18 protein-coding genes are annotated in these 18,857 nt (G+C 68.5%); 8 read left to right on the top strand and 10 right to left on the bottom strand.

Annotated features, from left to right (window positions below; genetic code table 11):
* Positions 1 to 90: 90 nt before the first annotated feature.
* The 7 genes from ahcY to raiA all read left to right on the top strand — a co-directional run bounded on the left by ahcY (position 91) and on the right by raiA (position 8,696).
* A complete protein-coding gene (gene ahcY / locus AB0L97_RS22230; RefSeq protein ID WP_355077141.1) occupies positions 91 to 1,569 on the top strand; it encodes an adenosylhomocysteinase in 1,479 nt (492 codons plus the stop codon).
* Between the two features lie 136 nt (positions 1,570 to 1,705).
* Positions 1,706 to 2,353, top strand: a complete 648-nt coding sequence (locus AB0L97_RS22225) for a dTMP kinase (RefSeq protein WP_364432479.1) — start codon at positions 1,706 to 1,708, stop codon at positions 2,351 to 2,353.
* Positions 2,354 to 2,422: 69 nt separating this feature from the next.
* Positions 2,423 to 3,109, top strand: a complete 687-nt coding sequence (gene mtrA, locus AB0L97_RS22220; protein WP_174315456.1) for an MtrAB system response regulator MtrA — start codon at positions 2,423 to 2,425, stop codon at positions 3,107 to 3,109.
* Positions 3,106 to 5,106, top strand: coding sequence for an MtrAB system histidine kinase MtrB (gene mtrB, locus AB0L97_RS22215; RefSeq protein ID WP_364432476.1), 2,001 nt, complete (start codon positions 3,106 to 3,108; stop codon positions 5,104 to 5,106). Before mtrA ends, mtrB begins: the two co-directional genes overlap by 4 nt.
* Positions 5,103 to 6,926, top strand: a complete 1,824-nt coding sequence (lpqB, locus tag AB0L97_RS22210) for an MtrAB system accessory lipoprotein LpqB (RefSeq protein ID WP_356967352.1) — start codon at positions 5,103 to 5,105, stop codon at positions 6,924 to 6,926. The genes mtrB and lpqB overlap by 4 nt, the downstream gene beginning before the upstream one ends.
* A gap of 216 nt (positions 6,927 to 7,142) precedes the next feature.
* Complete coding sequence (locus tag AB0L97_RS22205) at positions 7,143 to 7,787, top strand: ComF family protein (protein WP_364432472.1); 645 nt, start codon at positions 7,143 to 7,145, stop codon at positions 7,785 to 7,787.
* Positions 7,788 to 8,015: 228 nt separating this feature from the next.
* Positions 8,016 to 8,696 (top strand): ribosome-associated translation inhibitor RaiA, encoded by a 681-nt coding sequence (raiA, locus tag AB0L97_RS22200; protein ID WP_355077374.1) that lies wholly within the window; start codon positions 8,016 to 8,018, stop codon positions 8,694 to 8,696.
* Here raiA and AB0L97_RS22195 read toward each other — a convergent pair.
* The 4 genes from AB0L97_RS22195 to AB0L97_RS22180 are packed head-to-tail and all read right to left on the bottom strand — an operon-like array spanning position 8,672 to position 11,547.
* The gene (locus tag AB0L97_RS22195) at positions 8,672 to 9,829 is read right to left on the bottom strand and encodes an MAB_1171c family putative transporter (RefSeq protein WP_364432469.1); all 1,158 of its coding nucleotides are present in this window, start codon (positions 9,827 to 9,829) and stop codon (positions 8,672 to 8,674) included. The genes raiA and AB0L97_RS22195 overlap by 25 nt on opposite strands.
* Complete coding sequence (locus AB0L97_RS22190) at positions 9,826 to 10,350, bottom strand: hypothetical protein (RefSeq protein WP_355077130.1); 525 nt, start codon at positions 10,348 to 10,350, stop codon at positions 9,826 to 9,828. Before AB0L97_RS22190 ends, AB0L97_RS22195 begins: the two co-directional genes overlap by 4 nt.
* Before the next feature lie 47 nt (positions 10,351 to 10,397).
* Positions 10,398 to 10,835 carry a hypothetical protein gene (locus AB0L97_RS22185; protein WP_355077128.1) on the bottom strand — a complete coding sequence of 146 codons (438 nt, stop codon included), beginning with the start codon at positions 10,833 to 10,835 and terminating at the stop codon, positions 10,398 to 10,400.
* A gap of 10 nt (positions 10,836 to 10,845) precedes the next feature.
* Entirely contained in the window at positions 10,846 to 11,547 is a 702-nt protein-coding gene (locus tag AB0L97_RS22180; RefSeq protein WP_355077127.1) for a helix-turn-helix transcriptional regulator, read from the bottom strand.
* A gap of 305 nt (positions 11,548 to 11,852) precedes the next feature.
* Here AB0L97_RS22180 and AB0L97_RS22175 point away from each other — a divergent pair, with 305 nt between their 5' ends.
* Positions 11,853 to 13,145: an acetyl-CoA C-acyltransferase gene (locus AB0L97_RS22175; protein ID WP_364432462.1), complete on the top strand. Its 1,293-nt coding sequence runs from the start codon at positions 11,853 to 11,855 to the stop codon at positions 13,143 to 13,145.
* Positions 13,146 to 13,178: 33 nt separating this feature from the next.
* Here the strand turns inward: AB0L97_RS22175 and AB0L97_RS22170 are convergent, their stop codons facing one another.
* The 6 genes from AB0L97_RS22170 to AB0L97_RS22145 form a co-directional block, all read right to left on the bottom strand.
* Complete coding sequence (locus tag AB0L97_RS22170; RefSeq protein ID WP_356967360.1) at positions 13,179 to 13,349, bottom strand: hypothetical protein; 171 nt, start codon at positions 13,347 to 13,349, stop codon at positions 13,179 to 13,181.
* A 136-nt stretch (positions 13,350 to 13,485) separates the two neighbouring features.
* The gene (gene bluB / locus AB0L97_RS22165; protein ID WP_364432698.1) at positions 13,486 to 14,106 is read right to left on the bottom strand and encodes a 5,6-dimethylbenzimidazole synthase; all 621 of its coding nucleotides are present in this window, start codon (positions 14,104 to 14,106) and stop codon (positions 13,486 to 13,488) included.
* 103 nt (positions 14,107 to 14,209) lie between these two features.
* Positions 14,210 to 15,466 carry a fatty acid desaturase gene (locus tag AB0L97_RS22160; protein WP_364432458.1) on the bottom strand — a complete coding sequence of 419 codons (1,257 nt, stop codon included), beginning with the start codon at positions 15,464 to 15,466 and terminating at the stop codon, positions 14,210 to 14,212.
* A 99-nt stretch (positions 15,467 to 15,565) separates the two neighbouring features.
* Positions 15,566 to 17,002, bottom strand: coding sequence for a fatty acid desaturase (locus AB0L97_RS22155; RefSeq protein WP_355077119.1), 1,437 nt, complete (start codon positions 17,000 to 17,002; stop codon positions 15,566 to 15,568).
* Positions 17,003 to 17,047: 45 nt separating this feature from the next.
* Complete coding sequence (locus tag AB0L97_RS22150; RefSeq protein ID WP_364432454.1) at positions 17,048 to 18,202, bottom strand: ferredoxin reductase; 1,155 nt, start codon at positions 18,200 to 18,202, stop codon at positions 17,048 to 17,050.
* Between the two features lie 125 nt (positions 18,203 to 18,327).
* On the bottom strand, positions 18,328 to 18,843 hold the full coding sequence (locus AB0L97_RS22145) for a hypothetical protein (protein WP_355077370.1): 516 nt from the start codon (positions 18,841 to 18,843) through the stop codon (positions 18,328 to 18,330).
* Positions 18,844 to 18,857: the final 14 nt, after the last annotated feature.

The raw sequence follows: 18,857 nt of genomic DNA, 5'->3' as shown, positions 1-18,857 counted from the left end.
GGTCCGCCCGTCGGAGGGACGGCCGCGTAAACCGCACCCCGTCGTGAGCGACTAGCCTTGCCTCGGTACTTGCCGAACCAGGAGAGGCTGATGACCACCTCAGAACTTCGCACGTCGTTGACCGCCGATGTCCGCAACGGCATCGACTACAAGGTGGCGGATCTGTCGCTGGCCGATTTCGGCCGCAAAGAGATCCGTCTGGCCGAACACGAGATGCCCGGTCTGATGGCGCTGCGCCGTGAGTACGCCGAGGTGCGGCCGCTGCAGGGCGCGCGCATCTCCGGCTCGCTGCACATGACCGTGCAGACCGCGGTGCTGATCGAGACCCTGACCAGCCTCGGCGCCGAGGTCCGCTGGGCCTCCTGCAACATCTTCTCCACCCAGGACCACGCGGCGGCCGCCGTGGTCGTCGGCCCCAACGGCACCGTCGAGGAGCCGAAGGGCACCCCGGTGTTCGCCTGGAAGGGCGAGACCCTGGAGGAGTACTGGTGGGCCGCCGAGCAGATGCTCACCTGGCCGGGCGAGCCGGCCAACATGATCCTCGACGACGGCGGCGACGCCACCATGCTCGTGCTGCGCGGCGCGCAGTTCGAGAAGTCGGGCGTGGTGCCGCCGGAGGACGAGGACCACTCGGCCGAGTACAAGGTCTTCTTGAACCTGCTGCGCGAGCGCTTCGAGTCCGATCGCGGCAAGTGGAGCAAGATCGCCGAATCGGTGCGGGGCGTCACCGAGGAGACCACCACGGGCGTGCTGCGGCTCTACCAGTTCGCGGCGGCGGGCGAACTGGTGTTCCCCGCGATCAACGTCAACGACTCGGTCACCAAGAGCAAGTTCGACAACAAGTACGGCACCCGCCACTCGCTGATCGACGGCATCAACCGCGGCACCGACGTGCTCATCGGCGGCAAGAAGATATTGATCTGCGGCTACGGCGATGTCGGCAAGGGCTGCGCGGAATCGCTTGCCGGACAGGGCGCCCGGGTGCAGGTCACCGAGATCGACCCGATCAACGCGCTGCAGGCGCTGATGGACGGCTACGACGTGGTGACCGTGGAGAAGGCGATCGGCGAGGCCGACATCGTCATCACCGCGACCGGCAACAAGGACATCATCACCCTCGACCACATGAAGGCGATGAAGGACCAGGCCATCCTCGGCAACATCGGTCACTTCGACAACGAGATCGACATGGCGGCGCTGGAGCGTTCCGGCGCAACGAAATTGACGATCAAGCCGCAGGTCGACCTGTGGACGTTCAAGGAGACCGGCCGCTCGATCCTGGTGCTGTCGGAGGGGCGTCTGCTCAACCTCGGCAACGCGACCGGCCACCCGTCGTTCGTGATGTCGAACAGCTTCTCCAACCAGGTGATCGCGCAGATCGAGCTGTGGACCAAGCCGGAGGAGTACGACAACGAGGTCTACCGGCTGCCGAAGCACCTGGACGAAAAGGTCGCGCGCATCCACGTCGAAGCGCTCGGCGGCGAGCTGACCAAGCTCACCAAGGACCAGGCCGAGTACATCGGCGTCGACGTCGAGGGCCCGTACAAGCCGGATCACTACCGCTACTGAACGCGCTGCCGGTGTCCCCGCCGACGGTCGGCGGGGACACCGGCGCCCGTCACCTCGCGCCCGCCCGCAGCGCCCGGCATCCACGCTGGTCAGCCGCTGCGGGCGTCCGGTGTGCGGCGGGGTAGTGTGCCTGGTCATGGGAGTGCTGATAGCGGTCGAAGGGCTCGACGGCGCGGGTAAGCGGACGCTGATCGAGCGGGTGGTCGCCGATCTGCGTGGTCGCGGACTGCGCGTCGCGACGATGGCCTTCCCGCGCTACCGCGTCTCGGTGCACGCCGATCTGGCCGCCGAGGCGCTGCGCGGCGCGCACGGCGACCTCGCGGGCTCGGTCAGCGGCATGGCTCTGCTGTTCGCGCTGGACCGCGCGGACGCCGCGGACGGGCTGTCGAAACTGTTGGCCGACAACGACGTTGTGCTACTCGATCGCTATGTCGCTTCCAACGCCGCCTATTCGGCCGCCCGGCTTGGGCAGTCGGCGGACGGCGAAATCGTTACATGGGTGGGCGAATTGGAGTTCGGCAGATTCGCTCTGCCCGAGCCCGCGCTGCAAGTGTTGCTGGACGTGCCCACCGAGCTCGCCGCCGAGCGTGCCCGCAGGCGTGGCGAACTCGACGCCGAACGCGCGCTCGACGCCTACGAACGCGACGGCGGTCTGCAGCATCGCACCGGCGCGGTGTACCGTGAGCTGGCCGAACGCGACTGGCGCGGACCCTGGTGGACATACCGATCCGACGACGGTCCGGCGGCGCTGGCCGCGCGCATCGCCGAAATCGTTGGTCGATAAGGTTGGTTGTGCCGCGGGTTCACACCAGTGTTGGCGTGGCGGCCCGATCCTGGCCTGGGAGATGACAACATAGTAGTTATGAAGCCGAAGATTCTGGTCGTCGACGACGATATGGCACTCGCTGAGATGCTCACGATCGTCTTGCGCGGGGAAGGGTTCGACCCGCACGTGGTCGGCGACGGCACACAGGCCCTGGCGGCGGTTCGCGAGATCCGCCCCGATTTGGTGCTGCTGGACCTGATGCTGCCCGGCATGAACGGCATCGACGTGTGCCGTGTGCTGCGGGCCGATTCCGGAGTTCCGATCGTGATGCTCACGGCGAAGACCGACACGGTCGACGTCGTGCTCGGTCTGGAGTCCGGTGCCGACGATTACATCGTCAAGCCCTTCAAGCCGAAGGAGCTGGTCGCCCGGGTGCGGGCCCGTCTGCGCCGCACCGAGGAGGAGCCCGCCGAGCTGCTGTCGATCGCCGATATCGTGATCGATGTGCCCGCGCACAAGGTCAGCCGTGGTGGCGCGCAGATCTCTCTGACGCCGCTGGAGTTCGACCTGCTCGTCGCCCTGGCCCGCAAGCCGCGCCAGGTGTTCACCCGTGAGGTCCTGCTCGAGCAGGTCTGGGGTTACCGGCACGCCGCGGACACCCGCCTGGTGAACGTCCATGTGCAGCGGTTGCGGGCGAAGGTGGAGAAGGATCCCGAGAACCCGGAGATCGTGCTGACCGTCCGCGGTGTCGGTTACAAGGCCGGACCGCCGTGATCCATGGCGTCTTCGCGCGTCTGGAACGATCGCTGGCTCCGGTGGTGGCCTGGTTCCAAGCGGTCGGCATTGCCCTAGGCCACCTGTGGCGTCGTTCGCTGCAGTTGCGCGTCATCGTGTCAACGCTGACGCTGTCGCTGATCGTCATCACGATCCTCGGTGTGGTGCTGACCAGCCAGATCACCGACCGGCTGCTGGACGCCAAGATCAACGCGGCGGTCGAGGAGATGGACCGTGCGCGTAACACGGTCGAGAGCCAGCTGGCCGGTGTGCACGACATCGGTGCTCAACCGCAGCGACTGGAAGAGGCTCGCAACGCACTGTCCAATCGCGGCGGTAGCGGCCAGTCCACCGGCGCCGCGGGCAGCTTCGTCTCGGCGCTGAGCGTCATCGGCGGGATGCCGCCGCAGCAGATCCCTCGCGGCCCGATTCAGGAGGTGCCCGACGAGCTGCGCCGGTTCGTGCAGCGCAACCAGGTCAGCTACCAGTTCGCCACCGTCGAGGACGCGGATGGCTACAGCGGTCGCGCGCTGATCATCGGCAGCCCGAGCGCCGAGGTTCCGACCCTGGAGATCTACCTGATCTTCCCGCTGGCCAACGAGGAACGCAGCCTGTCGCTGATGCGCGGCACCATGCTGGTCGGCGGCATCGTGTTGCTGGTCCTGCTTGCCGCGATCACCGCGCTGGTCACCAGGCAGGTGGTGCTTCCGATCCGCTCCGCGGCCAGGATCGCCGGCCGGTTCGCCGACGGCAGGCTCAAGGAACGCATGCTGGTACGCGGCGAGGACGACATGGCTCGGCTGGCTCAGGCGTTCAACGAGATGGCCGAGAGCCTGTCCAACCAGATCACCCAGCTGGAGGAATTCGGCAATCTGCAGCGCCGGTTCACCTCCGACGTCAGCCACGAGTTGCGCACACCGCTCACCACCGTGCGCATGGCCGCCGACCTGATCCACGGCAGCAGCGACGACCTCGACCCCGCCTTGGCCCGCAGCGCCGAGTTGCTGGTCAACGAGCTGGACCGGTTCGAGGGCCTGCTCAACGACCTGCTGGAGATCAGCAGGCACGACGCGGGCGTCGCCGAACTCCAGGTCGAATCGCTGGACGTGCGGATGTGCGCGCGGGCCGCGATCTCGACCGTGCGCCACCTCGCCAAGGACGCCGGGGTGGAGATCATCAGCGACATGCCGGAGGATCCGCTCGTCGCCGAGGTCGATCCGCGCCGGGTGGAGCGGGTGCTGCGCAATCTGCTCGCCAACGCGATCGACCACAGCGAGGGCAAGCCGGTGCTGATCCGGATGCGGGGCGACGTCGAGAGCAACGCGGTCGCCGTCGTCGTGCGGGACCAGGGCGTCGGCCTGCGCCCCGGCGAGGAGAAGCTGGTCTTCAACCGGTTCTGGCGTTCGGACCCGTCGCGCATGCGCCGCTCCGGCGGCACCGGCCTCGGTCTGTCGATCAGCGTGGAGGACGCGAACCTGCACGAAGGCAGACTCGAAGCCTGGGGTGAGGTCGGGATCGGCGCCAGCTTCCGCCTGACGCTGCCGCTGGTGCGCGGTAAGAAGCTCGGCCCGAGCCCGCTGCCGCTGGAGCCCGCGCGCAAGACGATGCACGTGGTGGAGCCGGAACCGCCCGCCGATCGCGACACGACCGATACGGCGCTGCCGGTCGCCGCCGAGCCGGGCGCCGCGCAGGTGACCGACGCCGCGCCACAGGGCGCGCACGCGGGCACATCCGATCCGGTCGGCGTGCGTGCGGAGGGCGCGAGCGAGGCGGCCGAGACCGACAGCGATGAGCTGGACGGCACGGACGTCGAAGGCGGCGCGGCCGCGGAGCCGAGCGTGAGCGAGTCGTCCGGAGCGGCCGACGGTACGGCGACGCCCACCGACAGCGCCGCGGCCGAAGAGCCGCTCGCGTCCGGGGCGAACGGATCGCCCGCCTCGGAGTCGGCGCAGACCGGGGGCGGCGCGGCGCGCGAACCGGGGGACGTACAGTCATGAGAATGCGTGTCGGATCTGCGCGGATGCGGCGGCTGACCGTACTGACAGCGGCGGTCCTCGCGGTCGTGATGCCGCTCACCGCCTGTGCCAGCCTCCCCGAGTCCTCCGCGCCGGAGGCGCTCGGCACCATCAATCGTGAGCCCACCTCCGAGGGCCCGCCGGCCCCGCTGGCCAACCGCGATCCGGATCTGCTGCTGCGCGATTTCCTTCAGGCCACCGCCGATCCGGCCAACCGGCATCTGGCCGCAAGGCAATACATGACCCCTGCGGCCTCCACCCAGTGGGACGACGCGGCGGGCACGGTCATCGTCGAGAAACCGGACACCCTGCGGGAGTCGCGTTCCGGGGATAAGGCCAACTATCTGATCCGCGCGCGCAAGGTCGGCGAGCTGTCCGCGGACGGCGGGTACCGGCCCAACGACGACATTCCGTTCGTCGAGAACAAGATCGAGCTGACCAAGATCAACGGCGAGTGGCGCATCGACGAGTTGCCCGACGGCGTGGTCATGGACTCCACCGCGTTCTTCAAGTCCTACCGCCGCTACGCGCTGTACTTCATCGATCCGGGCGGCAATATGGCCGTGCCGGACCTGCGCTGGCTCGCGGTGCCGAAAGCGCAGCTGACCCAGCGATTGATCAGCTCGCTGCTGGAGGGGCCGCAGCCCGCGCTGGCGTCGGTGCTGCACAGTGAGCTGGCGCCGCCGATCGCGGTGCGCGGGGCGATCACCAAGGCCAACGGTGATCCCGACGGCGTCGGCATCGGGCTCGGCGGTGTCCGGATCGATTTCGCGGGCGCGTCGGCGCTGAATCCGCGCGAGCGCGAACTGCTGGCCGCGCAGGTGGTGCTCACCTTGTCCAGCGCCGACATCCTCGGGCCGTACATGCTGTTGGCCGACGGCAAGCCGCTGGACGAGCGCTTCGCCGCGAACGGCTGGAGCGTGGCGGACGTGCAGCAGTTCAATCCGGCGACCGCCGCGCGCAACCAGGTCGGGCTGCACGCTCTGCGCGGCGGCGGGCTGGTGCAGATCGCCGACAACGGCGGTATCACTCCCGCTCCGGGCTACTTCGGCGGAGTGAACAACCTGCAGTCGGCGACGCTGTCCGCGGACGGTCAGCTCGTCGCCGCGGTGGCGGAAGCCGGACGACCGCCGGGCGCGCCGTCGCGGATCTTGATGGTCGGCACTTACGGCGGCAACGCTTTTCCGGTGGCCGATGGCTTCACCATCACCCGGCCCTCGTGGACGGCGGACGGCAGCGCGGCATGGGCGGTGGTCGACGGTGACCGGGTGATCCGCGCGGTCAACGACCGCGGCACCGGAAACGTCTCGATTCAGAACGTCGACATCTCGAGGTTGACGGCGGCATCCTCGGCCACGGCGCCGCGGCTACCGATCACCGAACTCCGGATCTCCCGGACCGGGGCGCGGGCGGCGATGATCGCCGACGGCCGGGTGTACGTCGCGGTCGTCGCGCCGCAACCGGACGGGAAGCTGGCGCTGACCTCGGCGGTGCCCGTCGGTGTCGGACTCAGCACGGCCGCGGTGTCGGTGGACTGGCTGGACGCGGACACGATCATCATCGCGCGCGAGGGGAATGTGGACCCCGTGAGTACGGTGTCGGTGGACGGCTCGGAGCCGACCCCGTTGACGTCGCAGAATCTCACCGCCCCGGTGCGCTCCGTGAGCGCGAGCCCCGACCATCAGTACGTCGCCGACTCACGTGCGGTGCTGGAGCTGACCTCCGCCCCGGACCAAGGCCAGCCCTACTGGCGTGAGGTGCCGGGTCTGGGCGCGAACGCCACGCCCGTCCTGCCCGGCTGAGCGGCGACCTGTCGCGAGTACGCGAGGCCGGCCGCACGTCGGCACTTCGGAAGGCTCGCTCACACTCGGAAGAATCCGGCGCGGGCGCGCATGGCGGTTCGAGCAGGGAGCGAGCGCAGCGTAAAAGACTTCGCCGCAAGGGCATAGCGTTCTGCCAGGTGCATGCTGTCGACATGATCGAGCGATTCTGTCAGGGGGCGGGCGCACACTCGGTCGATGCGAACCCTGCTCGATCTGGTGTTGCCCGCCGCCTGTGCGGGCTGCGGACGTTCCGGAGCCGATTGGTGCGCCGATTGCGCCGTCACGTTGGCCGGTCCGCCGGTGCGGGTGTGGCCGCGCAACGACCCGGGCATTCCGTGCTGGGCGCTGGGGCCGTACGCAGGGCCCGCGCGGCGGGCGGTGCTCGCCGCCAAGGAACGGGGACGACGGGATCTGGCGCTGCCGCTCGGAAAGGCGTTCGCGGGCGCGCTCGCCGAACTGCGTTCGCCGGGTGTTCCGTTGGTACTGGTGCCCGCGCCGAGCCGACGCGTGGCGGCGCGGCGCCGGGGCGGCGATCCGGTGCTTCGCTCGGCGTCGGTAGCTACCCGATGGCTGCCCAACTGCCGAGTGGTGCCGGTGTTGCGAGTGGGGCAAGGGGTGCGCGATTCGGTGGGCTTGACACCCGCCGAGCGCGCTCGCAACCTGAAGGGGCGGGTGACCACGACGCCCGGCCCTGCCGCGGACTGGGGAGTACCGGCGAATGCCGAGGTAGTGCTGGTCGACGACGTGCTGACCACCGGTGCGACGGCCTTCGAGTCGGTGCGCGCGCTACAGCGCGCCGGGTTGCCGACACGTGGCGTTCTGGTTACTTGTGCTGCTTGACTCCGGGAAATTTGCGTGAACACTGGCGATCAGCCCGTCGGCGGACTAGCGTCGCGGACACACACCCGAACCGCAAGTTTGGAGGTGGCGCCTCGGACGTCTAGTGCCGAGCAATCGTCGTTCGGCACGGTTCAATCCCGCCGCACTGGAATCGGTCGGTGCGGCCAGATCCGGGAGGTACGCGTGACGACTTCTTCACGACCTTCAGTGAAAGATCCCGCTGCTTCGGTGCTGGAGCCCAGCACCCAGGAAGCACTCGAGCAACCCACTGCGGAACGACCACGAGCGCCGCGCGGCGACATCGTGGTGAAGGGCCGCAACGTCGAGGTGCCCGATCATTTTCGTATCTACGTCGCGGAAAAACTCTCCCGATTAGAACGCTTCGACCCGTCGATCTTCCTCTTCGACGTCGAGCTGTTCCACGAGCGCAACCGTCGTCAGCGCAAGAACTGTCAGCGCGTCGAAATCACCGCGCGCGGAAAGGGTCCCGTCGTGCGGGCCGAGGCCTGCGCGGACAGCTTCTACGCCGCATTCGAGTCGGTTACCGCGAAGATGGAGAGCAGACTGCGCCGCACCAAGGACCGGCGCCGGGTGCACTACGGCGACAAGACGCCGCTGTCGGTCGCCCAGGCCACTGCCGATCTGGTGGACGACTCCCTGTTCGACCGGCTCGCCGAGTCCGGCGCCGCCCACGCGCACCAAGAGCGGGAACCGGAATACGAGGAGGGTCCCGGCCACATCGTGCGCACGAAGGAGCACGCGGCGACGCCGATGTCCGTCGATGACGCCCTGTACCAAATGGAGCTCGTCGGCCACGACTTCTTCCTGTTCCAGGACAAAGAGACCGACCGGCCTTCGGTGGTCTACCGTCGTCACGCCTTCGACTACGGCCTGATCCGCCTGGCCTGACGAAACGGAAACCACCCGTCCCCACTTCTCCGGGCATTCGGCTCACCGGCCGGATGCCCGGAGATTTTCGTCGATGCGCCCTCGGCGGGCCAGCGGCGGGCCAGCGCGAGCAGCAGCCGCAGATCCGAGTCGATGTCGCCGACGGGCAGCCGCACGGGCTGGTCGAACTGCCGCGGGGTCACGGCCGCGCCGTTCGTCTTCGCGGCGATGGCCTGCACGATCTGTTCCACGTAGTCCGGCCGGCTCGTCTCCCCGGGCAGGTAGTGCCGCAGGTGCATCAGGGCATCGCGGATCTCCACCGTCATCCGGATCAGCCGCGCTTCGGATCCGAGGGGGATGTCCGGCTCGAGCACGACCTCGGGCACGGCCGCGGTGAGATCGCGCCACAGCGGCCGCAGGCGACGGCAGTACCGTCCGGCGCGGTCCCAGCCCGCGCGGGCCCGCAGCCCGGCGAGCAGCGGCACGGCGAGCAGCGCCGCGCCGAGCGTCGAGGCGGCGAAAGTCGGTGCCGCCCAGCGCACCATGGCCGGGTCCGCGGCCGTACCAGGCGCCGCCAGCCGCACGGCGGAGACGACCAGGCCCGCGGAACCGACGACCAGCGTCGCCAGCAGGGTCGCGTAGACGATCCGTTCGGCGGCGGTGGATTCGGCCGAGCGCAATTCGCGCAGTGCCGCGCGCCAGGCCAGCCGACCGGCGGCGAGCAGCGGAAGCCACAGGATCGACCAGACCACTACCGTCGGCCAGTCCGATGCTTGCCCCAGCAGCCTGCCCTCCTGTCGGGCCGGAGTGCCGACGGCAAGGATGATCGCGCCACCCACCAGTCCGGTGAAGTCGTAGACCCGCTGCCGAGCCGATGCGGAGACCGGGTCGGCGCCCGACCACAGCCGGGCCGCACCGTACAGACCGGCCACCTCCATCAGCAGTGTGACCATCGAAAGCTGGTGCAGCAGACTGCCGATCCCCGGAGCGACGCCGCGCTCGAGCAGGACCAGCGTGGCCGTACCCCACAGCAAGGCTCGATTGAGCAGCCGGTCGACGGCGGCGTGGTGCAGCACGATCAACCGTCCGAGGACGACCACCGCGACGAAGACGATCAGCGGTATCGCGATCGGCGCGGGGATCGGCGAGTTCACCGCCGCCGGTCGCGGAAGAACGTGCGGTGCAGCAGCGAATCGCGACGCGGTGGACGCATGGCGTGCAGCATCACCATGTCGGCGAAGGTCTCCGCGTCGCGCTCGCGCAGGGTGCCGTAGTCGGTGCGGCCGAGCACGTGGGCGATCGACTCGGGCGAGATCGAGGGCAGCAGGTCGGCGACCGCCGCCACCGTCGGCGTGCCCGCGGGCGGCTCACCGGGCCGGTGCTGCTCCGGGCCGTGCCCGAGCAACATGTGCCCGAGTTCGTGCACGATGATGTGCTCGGCATGCCATTCGGTGGTGTCCGCGCCGTAGACGATGACGTCGCTGTCCTGCTTCGCGATCCACAGGCCGCTGCCCGTGCCGCAACCGGTGCCTGCGAGCAGCGCGGTATCGATCGGCAACAGGCTGATGCTGCGACCACGGTGCGCCGCGACGGCATCGAGGTAGGTCTGCAGATTCCATGGGTGGGGTATCGGGAGGTCCCGGGTCAAGCTCCGGAACCGGGCCTGGATGGCCATGTGATCGGTCTCCTACAAAAGCTCAGTGGCCCATGTAGGGAAGCATGTTACCGACTCGGCGGCATCGATCCTTCTGTGCTCTGGATGATCCTGGCGAGCATGGCCCGATCGATGTTCGAACCGCGCAGCGCGACGCTGGCGACGTTCGCGTCTCGCATGGTGGCGAGGAGTTCGAGTTCCCGGTCGATCGCGTCCGCCGCGGGTCCGCGGGTGAGCAGATAGTCGGCCGCCACGCCGAAGCTGCGCGCCACCGCCGCGAGGATCTCGACATCCGCTGTGGCGCCCGCGTTCCGGTCGTCGAACTCGCCGTCGCGCAGGCGCTCCAGGTAACCGGGCGGCACCGTGCGACCGAGGAATTCGCCGATCTGCTCGGCGACGGATTCGGTGCTGCGTTCCGGTGCGTTGCGCGGATGCACGACGGAGAACAGCCGATTGATCTTGTGGCTGAGGGTCAGCTCCGGGCGATTCGATCCGTGGTCGGTCATGGCTGCCTCGTCACTCGCCGTTTCGAACCGCTGTCGTGGCCAGGTTGGCCGCCAGCCAGCGTGCGCGGAATCGGGCTTCGGTCGCTGCATCGATATCCTCCGATCGACCGGCCAGCCAGCGGCGGTACCGGCGTTCCTGTAGCTCGTCGGGGTCGCTGGACTCCGCGGGGACCGCGAGCAAGTGCGCGAAGGCCATTTCCACCAGCGGATGCAACTGCTTGCCCGGTCCACCGTTGCGTTCGAGCATGGCGGTCGCGTATCGCGCCGACAGCTTGGAGACCACCCGGTTGAGTTCCGCGATCGCGGCGACCACCTGCGGGTCGGTGGTGCGGCCGTGCTCGACGGCGTCGTTGAGACTGCCCGATGCCGCGAGAAGGCCGGTCAGGTCGGAGATTTCGAAGCGGATCGCGTCCGGCCCCGCCACCACCGAGTCGCCCGCGCCGCGCGCGGAGTTCGCGGGTTCGTCGGCGGCGGGTACGCCGCCCGCGTAGGTGCGTGCGGCACTGCCCGGCAGCCATCGCAGCGGCGCGTCGAGCTTGTTCAGCGTCTGCATGCTGATGGTCGCTTCGCCGTCCTCGATCTTCCTGATGGTCGGCGCCGAAGGTCCCCCGAGGTCGCCGATCTGTAGCTGGGTGAGGCCGAGCTCGTCCCGGCGTTCTTTGATGATTCGCCCGAATCTCTTCTGCCGCGACAGCTCCGAAGGGCTATGCATAGTGCGTTCATGGTAAGCCGATGGGAGGCGCAAGGCAAACAAATAGAAACTATTTGGAAAGTTAGTCGAAAGTTTGTTACGGTTCTTTGCGTCGGATGACGGAGTGCATGCGACGGTTCCGGGACGGGCAGGGGCGTTCGCCGGGACGGGCGTCTCGGTCCGTCGCGCAACGGCGCGCGGCGGACCGGTTCAGCGGCGGTGGAGGGGATCGTCGCTGCGTCGGGGTTCACCGTCGGCGAAGGGGGTCGACGGTGAACTTACTTTGAAGTAAGTTTGGTGGTCCCAGGCTTTCGAAAGGAAATCGCATGGCCACCAGAGCTGCTCGCCGTGCTGTGATCGTGTCCGGTGCGCGCACGCCGTTCCTGCGTGCGTTCACCGGATACACCCGGATGGACTCCATCGCGCTGGCCGATGCCGCGGTCCGTGGACTGCTGGAGCGCACCGGGCTGCCCGGTGCGGAAGTGGAGGCGATCGTGTGGGGCGGGGTCATCCTGCCCAGCGCGGCGCCGAACATCGCCCGCGAAGTCGCGTTGGACCTGGCGCTGGACCCGGGCTGTGAGGGCTACACCGTGACCAGGGCCTGCGCCTCCGGTCTGCAGGCGGTCACGTCGGCGGCGGCCGCGATCGAGCGGGGCGAATACGACGTCATGATCGCGGGCGGCAGCGATTCCACCTCCAACGCCGAGGTCAAGCTGCCGCAAAAGGTCGTGCACGCGGCGGCGCCGCTGGCGCTGGGCAAGCCGAAGCCGAAGGACTACTTGTCCGCGGTCGCGCGCTTGGCGCCGTTCACCGACCTGCTACCGAGCAGGCCCAAGATCGCCGAGCGCACCACCGGCGAGGTGATGGGCGAGTCGGCCGAGAAGATGGCTCGTATCCACGGCGTGAGCCGCGCGGACCAGGACGAGTTCGCCGCCCGCTCGCATCACCGCGCGGCGGCCGCCATCGACTCCGGCCGGTTCGATGACGAGGTGCTGCGGATCCGCACGCCCGAAGACGCGGAGATCCGGCGCGACGGTCTGGTGCGCGGCGACACCAGCGTCGCGAAACTGGCCGCGCTGAAACCGGTTTTCGCCGCCGACGGCAGCGTGACCGCTGGCAACGCCAGCCCGCTCACCGACGGTGCCGCCGCGGTGCTGCTGATGAGCGAAGAGAAAGCGCACGCCCTCGGATATCGGCCGCTGGCGGCGTTCCGGTCGTGGAGCTACGTGAGCGTCGACCCGGCCGATCAGGTGCTCATCGGGCCGGCCATCTCGATGCCACGCGCGCTGGAGAAAGCCGGAATGTCCTTGGCCGACGTCGATCTCGTGGATATCCACGAGGCCTTCGCCGCCCAGACCTTGGCGGTGCTTACCGCACTGGCCAGCGACGAATGGGCCAAGACCAGGCTGGATCGCGATACCGCCGTCGGCGAGGTGGACGTCGACAAGCTGAACGTGCACGGCGGCTCGATCTCGCTCGGTCACCCGTTCGGCGCCACCGGGGCGCGCATGGTGACCACCATGGCGAACGAACTGACTCGCACGGGCAAGAACGCGGCCCTGCTCGGTATCTGCGCCGCGGGCGGCATCGGCGCATCGGCGGTGCTCGAACGCGTCTGAGGCGACGTATAAGTGGCCCTGCCGGAGCCTCTCTCAGGCCTTGCCTGTGAAGCCCCGGCGCTTGCGCCCCTCGTCCGCGAGGATGCGCAGACAGGTCTGGTGCTTGGTCTCGCCGGGGACGCCTTCTCGACGCAGGCGCAACGTCGCCTGTGCCAGATCGATGCCCAGCTCGCTGGACAGCCGAACAGCATCGACATTGGCCATTGCACAAACCTCCTGGAACCGACGAAAACCACGATGAAGCGCACTGCGTAAGTGACAGTTTCGCCCTTGTCGTACCCAGTGGGGATCCGATTGAAGCATGAACGATCCGCACATTTGGGTAACGATGCGCGGAAGGTCAGCCCCGATAGGTCTCGCGGTGCACCGCGTCCGTGAGGGGTCTGCCCGCGCGCCAGCCGAAGCGCTCCAGATCGGGAATGCGCTGGAACTCGCGCACCGGCCCGACGCACAGCCAGGCGACCGTGCGGACGCCCTCCGGGAGGCCGATCAGATCGGACAGGAAACCGGGATCGTAGAACGACACCCACCCCACGCCGATGCCTTCGGCGGTGGCGGCCAGCCAAAGGTTCTGGATGGCGAGAACCGCGGAGTAGATACCGGTTTCGGGCACCGTGGCCCGGCCGAGCACCTGCGGCCCGCCGCGATCGTGGTCGTAGCAGACCACGATCCCGGTACCGCTCTCCGAAATGCCCTCGATCTTGATCGGCTCGAAGGTGGCGGCGCGCTCGGGTGGCAGCGCGTCGCGGAACTCGATGCGCTTCTGTGCCACGTGTTCGGCGAACTCGCGCAGCGTCGCCGGCTCGCGGACCACCACGAAATCCCAGGGCTGCGAATTCCCGACGCTCGGCGCCCGGTGCGCGGCATCCAGCAGCCGCCACAATGTCGCATCGTCGACGAGTTCGCCGGTGAACTCCGCGCGTACGTCACGACGGCGCCGGATGGCCTCGTAGACGCTCAGAACTTCAGCATGCACCGTCCGAGTCAATCAAACCCGGCGAACTCGCCGCACACGGCGTTGGCTCCTGCGTCGCCGACCGACCGCGGCGTGGCGGGAGTGGAAGTCAGCCTGCTGCGGACACGCGGCGCCGGGCCAGCCGCCGCCGTCCCCCGGCGAGCGCGGTGCGCAGACCGCGGCGGCGGCCCGTCACCGGATCGATGGAGGCGGCGGTGTGGCCCCCGAACTTGCGTTCCGAGGCGGTCTCGGGCGCATCGTCGGCGGTGGCCCGCAGGTACTTGTTCGGCAACGCCAGTTTGAGGATGGTGCGCCACGCCTTGAAGTACTGCACCGGCAGCGAGCCGGTGGTGTAGGGCAGGTCGTACTTGTCGGCCAGCTCGCGCACCCGCACGGCGATGTCGGCGTACCGGTTGCTCGGCAGATCGGGGAACAGGTGGTGTTCGATCTGATGGCTCAGATTGCCGGTCATGAAGTGCATGACCGGGCCGCCGGAGATGTTGGCGCTGCCGAGCATCTGGCGCAGGTACCACTGGCCGTGCGTTTCGCCGTCGATGTCGGCCTTGGTGAACTTCTCCGCCCCGTCGGGGAAGTGCCCGCAGAAGATCACCGCGTTGGACCAGATGTTGCGGATCGCGTTCGCGGCCAGGTTGGCCGTCAGCGTGGAGAAGAACGCGGGACCGGTGAGGGCGGGGAAGACCACGTAGTCCTTGAGGACCTGCTTGCCCATCTTGGTGAGCGCCTCGTCGCGCTTGCGCTCGAACTCGGCCCGTTCGGGGGAACCGGGCTTGTACCGGCCCGCCACCAGTTTGCCCAGCTCCAGGTGCTGGATGGCGACGCCGTACTCGAAGAACAGCTGCAACAGCAGGTTGTAGACCGGGTTGCCCAGGTTGAACGGCTTCCAGCGCTGGTCGCGGGTCACCCGCAGCAGGCCGTAGCCGATGTCGTCGTCCATGCCGAGCACGTTGGTGTACTTGTGATGCAGGTAGTTGTGGGTGTGCTTCCAGTGCTTGGCCGCGCCGGTGTTGTCCCACTCCCACGAGCTGGAGTGGATCTCCGGATCGTTCATCCAGTCCCACTGCCCGTGCATGACGTTGTGCCCGATCTCCATGTTCTCGATGATCTTGGCGGTGGCGAGCAGTGCGACGCCTGCCAGCCACGCGGGGCGCTTCGGGCTCGCGAAGAGCACCGCACGGCCGCTGATCTCGAGAACGCGCTGCAACCGGATGACGTTGCGGATGTACTTCGCGTCGCGTGCGCCGCGCGAGGCTTCGATTTCCCGCCGGATCGCGTCGAATTCCGCGCCGAGTGCTTCCACGTCGGCCTCGGTGAGGTGCGCATATTCCTTGACATCCGAGATCGCCATGCGGGTTACTTTACCGTAAGTTACGAAACCGTAGGTTGCGAGGTGCGCCGCACGGATGTGTCAAATACCTTATTGCGATCCCGGCTGTCGAATGGTAGGTTAGCGCGCCCTGCCCGGGAAGCGAAAACGCCTGTCCCGCTTCGCCTTTTCGCGCAGCGCCGCTTGTTCATGACGGGCCCGTTCCTGGAACGCGAGCTTGGCCTCGCGCAGCACCTGCCGCTCGTGTTCGGCCTTCTCCTGTAGGGCCGCCTTGGCCTCGCGGAGCATCTCCTTCTCCTGCCGCGCCTTCTCGCGCAGCGCGATCTTCGCCTCGTGCAGCGCCGAACGCAGGCCGCGCCGCTCGCCGGTCTCCGGATCGACGCGCAGCCAGTGCGTGGATTCCGCGCCGAGCGACGGCAGCGTGATACCGGCGAACTTGCGCTCGGAGGAGGTCTCCGGCGCGTTGTCGGCGGTGGCCTTGAGGAACCGGTCCGGCAGGGCCAGCTTGTGGATCGTGCGGAAGGCCAGCAGATACTGCTTGCCCAGCGACCCGGTGGTGTAGGGCAGGTCGTACTTGTCGCACAGCTCGCGGACCCGTACCGCGATCTCCTGATACCGGTTGCTCGGCAGGTCGGGGAACAGATGGTGCTCGATCTGGTAGCAGAGGTTGCCGCTCATGAACGCCATGGCGGGCCCCGCTTCGAAGTTCGCGCTGCCGAGCATCTGGCGCAGATACCACTCGCCGCTGGTCTCGTTCTCCAGCTGTTCGACGGTGAACTTCTCCGCGCCGTCGGGGAAGTGCCCGCAGAAGATCACCGCGTACGCCCACAGATTGCGCACCAGGTTCGCCATCGCGTTGGCCTTCAGCGTGTGCTTGAACGCCGGACCCGTCAGCGCGGGATGGATGAGGTAGTCCTTGGCCACCTGACGGCAGATCTTGCGGGCGAACTCCACGTTCGGACCGGAGGCGACCTCCCAGCGCGGGGTGTCCGACAGCTCCTTGTCGATGCTCCAGTCGTGCAGCGCGATGCCCCACTCGAAGGTCGCGGCGAGCAGCAAGTTCGCCAGCGGCTGCACCAGATGGATCGGCCGCCACTGCTCGTCCCGGGTCATCCGGAGGATGCCGAAACCGAGGTCCTCGTCCTTGCCCAGCACATTCGTGTAGGTGTGGTGGGAGTAGTTGTGCGCCCGGCGCCACTGCGCGGAGGGGCCGGTCATGTCCCACTCCCACGAACTGGAGTGGATCTCCGGGTCGTTCATCCAGTCCCATTGCCCGTGGCTGACGTTGTGCCCGAGCTCCATGTTCTCGATGATCTTGGCCACCGACAGCATCGCGGTGCCTGCCAGCCAGGCCCAGCGGTTGCGGCTGCCGAACAGCACCACCCGGGCGGCTACCTCGAGACCGCGTTGCGCCGCGATCGTGCGCCGGATGTACTTCGCGTCGCGCTCGCCGCGCGACAGCTCCACCGAACGCCGGATGGAATCGAGTTCCTGCCCCAGTGTCTCGATATCGGCCGCCGTGAGATGCGCGAACGTCTTGATGTCGGTGATGGCCACCGGGGTCCTTTCCCTACTCGATACACCTCGAGGGTACCTGCCGGACTAGACGTCCAGGGTGCAGTCGCCCGCCGCCGCCGAGATACAGGTCTGCACCTTGTCGCCTTCGCGGCGCTCCTCACCGTTGCGCAGGTCGCGCGCGTGTCCGGAACTCAAGGTGACCACGCAGGTCTGGCAGATGCCCATCCGGCAGCCGAACGGCATCTGAACACCGGCGGACTCACCGGCCTCGAGCAGGCTGGTCGCGCCGTCGGCCGCGACGCTGCGACCGGTCTTGCCGAAGGTGACCGTGCCGCCCGCACCGACCGCGGAGCGTTCGATCTCGAAGCGCTCCACGTGCAGCCGGTCCGACAGCCCCGCGTCGCGCCAGTGGTCCTCGATCTCGTCGAGCATTCCGGCCGGGCCGCACGCCCAGGTCTGGCGTTCGCGCCAGTCGGGGACCTCGGTGTCGAGATCGGCGAGGGCGAATTTGCCCCGCTCGGCGGTGAGATGCAGGCGGGTGTCGAAGCCGGGATTGCGGTCGCGCAGCGCGCCCAGCTCCGCGCCGAACATCACGTCGTCGGAAGTGCGCGCGGAGTGCAGGTGCACCACGTCGGTGAACACCTCGCGGCGGTCCATCGCGCGCAGCATGGCGATCACCGGCGTGACGCCGCTGCCCGCGGTGAGGAACAGCACCTTCTCCGGCGGCGGGGACGGCAATACGAAACCGCCCTGCGGGGCGGCGAGCCGGACGACGGTGCCGACCGGCACGCCGCTGACCAGGTGGCTGGACAGGAAGCCTTCCGGCATCGCCTTCACGGCGATGGAGATCAGTCGCTTGCCGCCGTGGCCGGGGTCGGACCAATTCGGCGGACAGGTCAGCGAATACGAGCGCCAATGCCAGCGGCCGTCCACCAGGATGCCGATGCCGATGTACTGGCCGGGCTGGTATTTGAAGTCGAAGCCCCATCCCGGCTGGATCACCAGCGTCGCGGAATCGGCGGTCTCCTTGCGTACCTCGACGATGCGTCCCCGCAGCTCGCGAGCCGACCACAGCGGGTTGGCCAGGTGCAGGTAGTCGTCGGGCAGCAGCGGTGTGGTCACGCGCGCAAAGGCTCCGCGCAGCACGTTCAGCTTGCCGCCGCGCTCGGCGACGCTCGCGGCGGGCGCCTCCAGCCACGCACGGACGCTTCGCACGGAGCTCCCAATTTTCGAACCCATCGCTGCCGTTGGTCTCCCTGTCGTCGGATGCGCGGGCCGCCGTCTCGCCGATCGGAGGCCTCGCCAGCAAGGTTACGGCATCGTAGGTTACGGCGGCAGGTCAGTGGGGCGCCCGCCGCGGCGATTCAGAGGAGCTCGAGCAGAAACGGCAGCTCTTGGGCCGCGTACCAGGCCAATTGATGGTCCTCGGCGTCGCCGAGGACGAACTCGGCGTCGGTGTCGCCGAGATCGGCCGCGTCCACCACGTCGACGGCCTTGGCAACCTGTGGTTCGGCGTCGGCCAGGTCGACGTGCACCGAGGCGATCTGCTGGTAGCCGATCGGGCCCGCCAGCCGGACCACCGCGTCGTCGAGGTCGGGCCGCAGCTTCGCGCCGGTCACGTCGGCGGCGATCACCGCACGGCGGTAAACCGGGTTACCGCCCGCCGCCGGCGCTGCCTCGTCGTCGGAGTCCTCCGATCCGATCGCCTCGCGTTCGGCGGCCAGCAGTCGCAGCGAGGCGCGCGCGGCCTCGTTCATGGCGACTTCGCCGAGTTCCTCGTCGTCGCCGGAGGCGTAGGCCTCGCGCAGCGCGGGCGTCACCGCGAACGCGGTCCCGCCGACGGGGGCCAGCTCACGGTTGCCGACCAGATCGCGCAGCATCGGCACCGTGGCCG

Origin of the sequence: Nocardia sp. NPDC051911, from assembly GCF_040681035.1 — a bacterium.
Classification (GTDB): domain Bacteria; phylum Actinomycetota; class Actinomycetes; order Mycobacteriales; family Mycobacteriaceae; genus Nocardia; species Nocardia sichangensis.
Note: the sequence above shows the minus strand (reverse complement) of the source record. Positions and strands in the feature narration are given on the sequence as shown.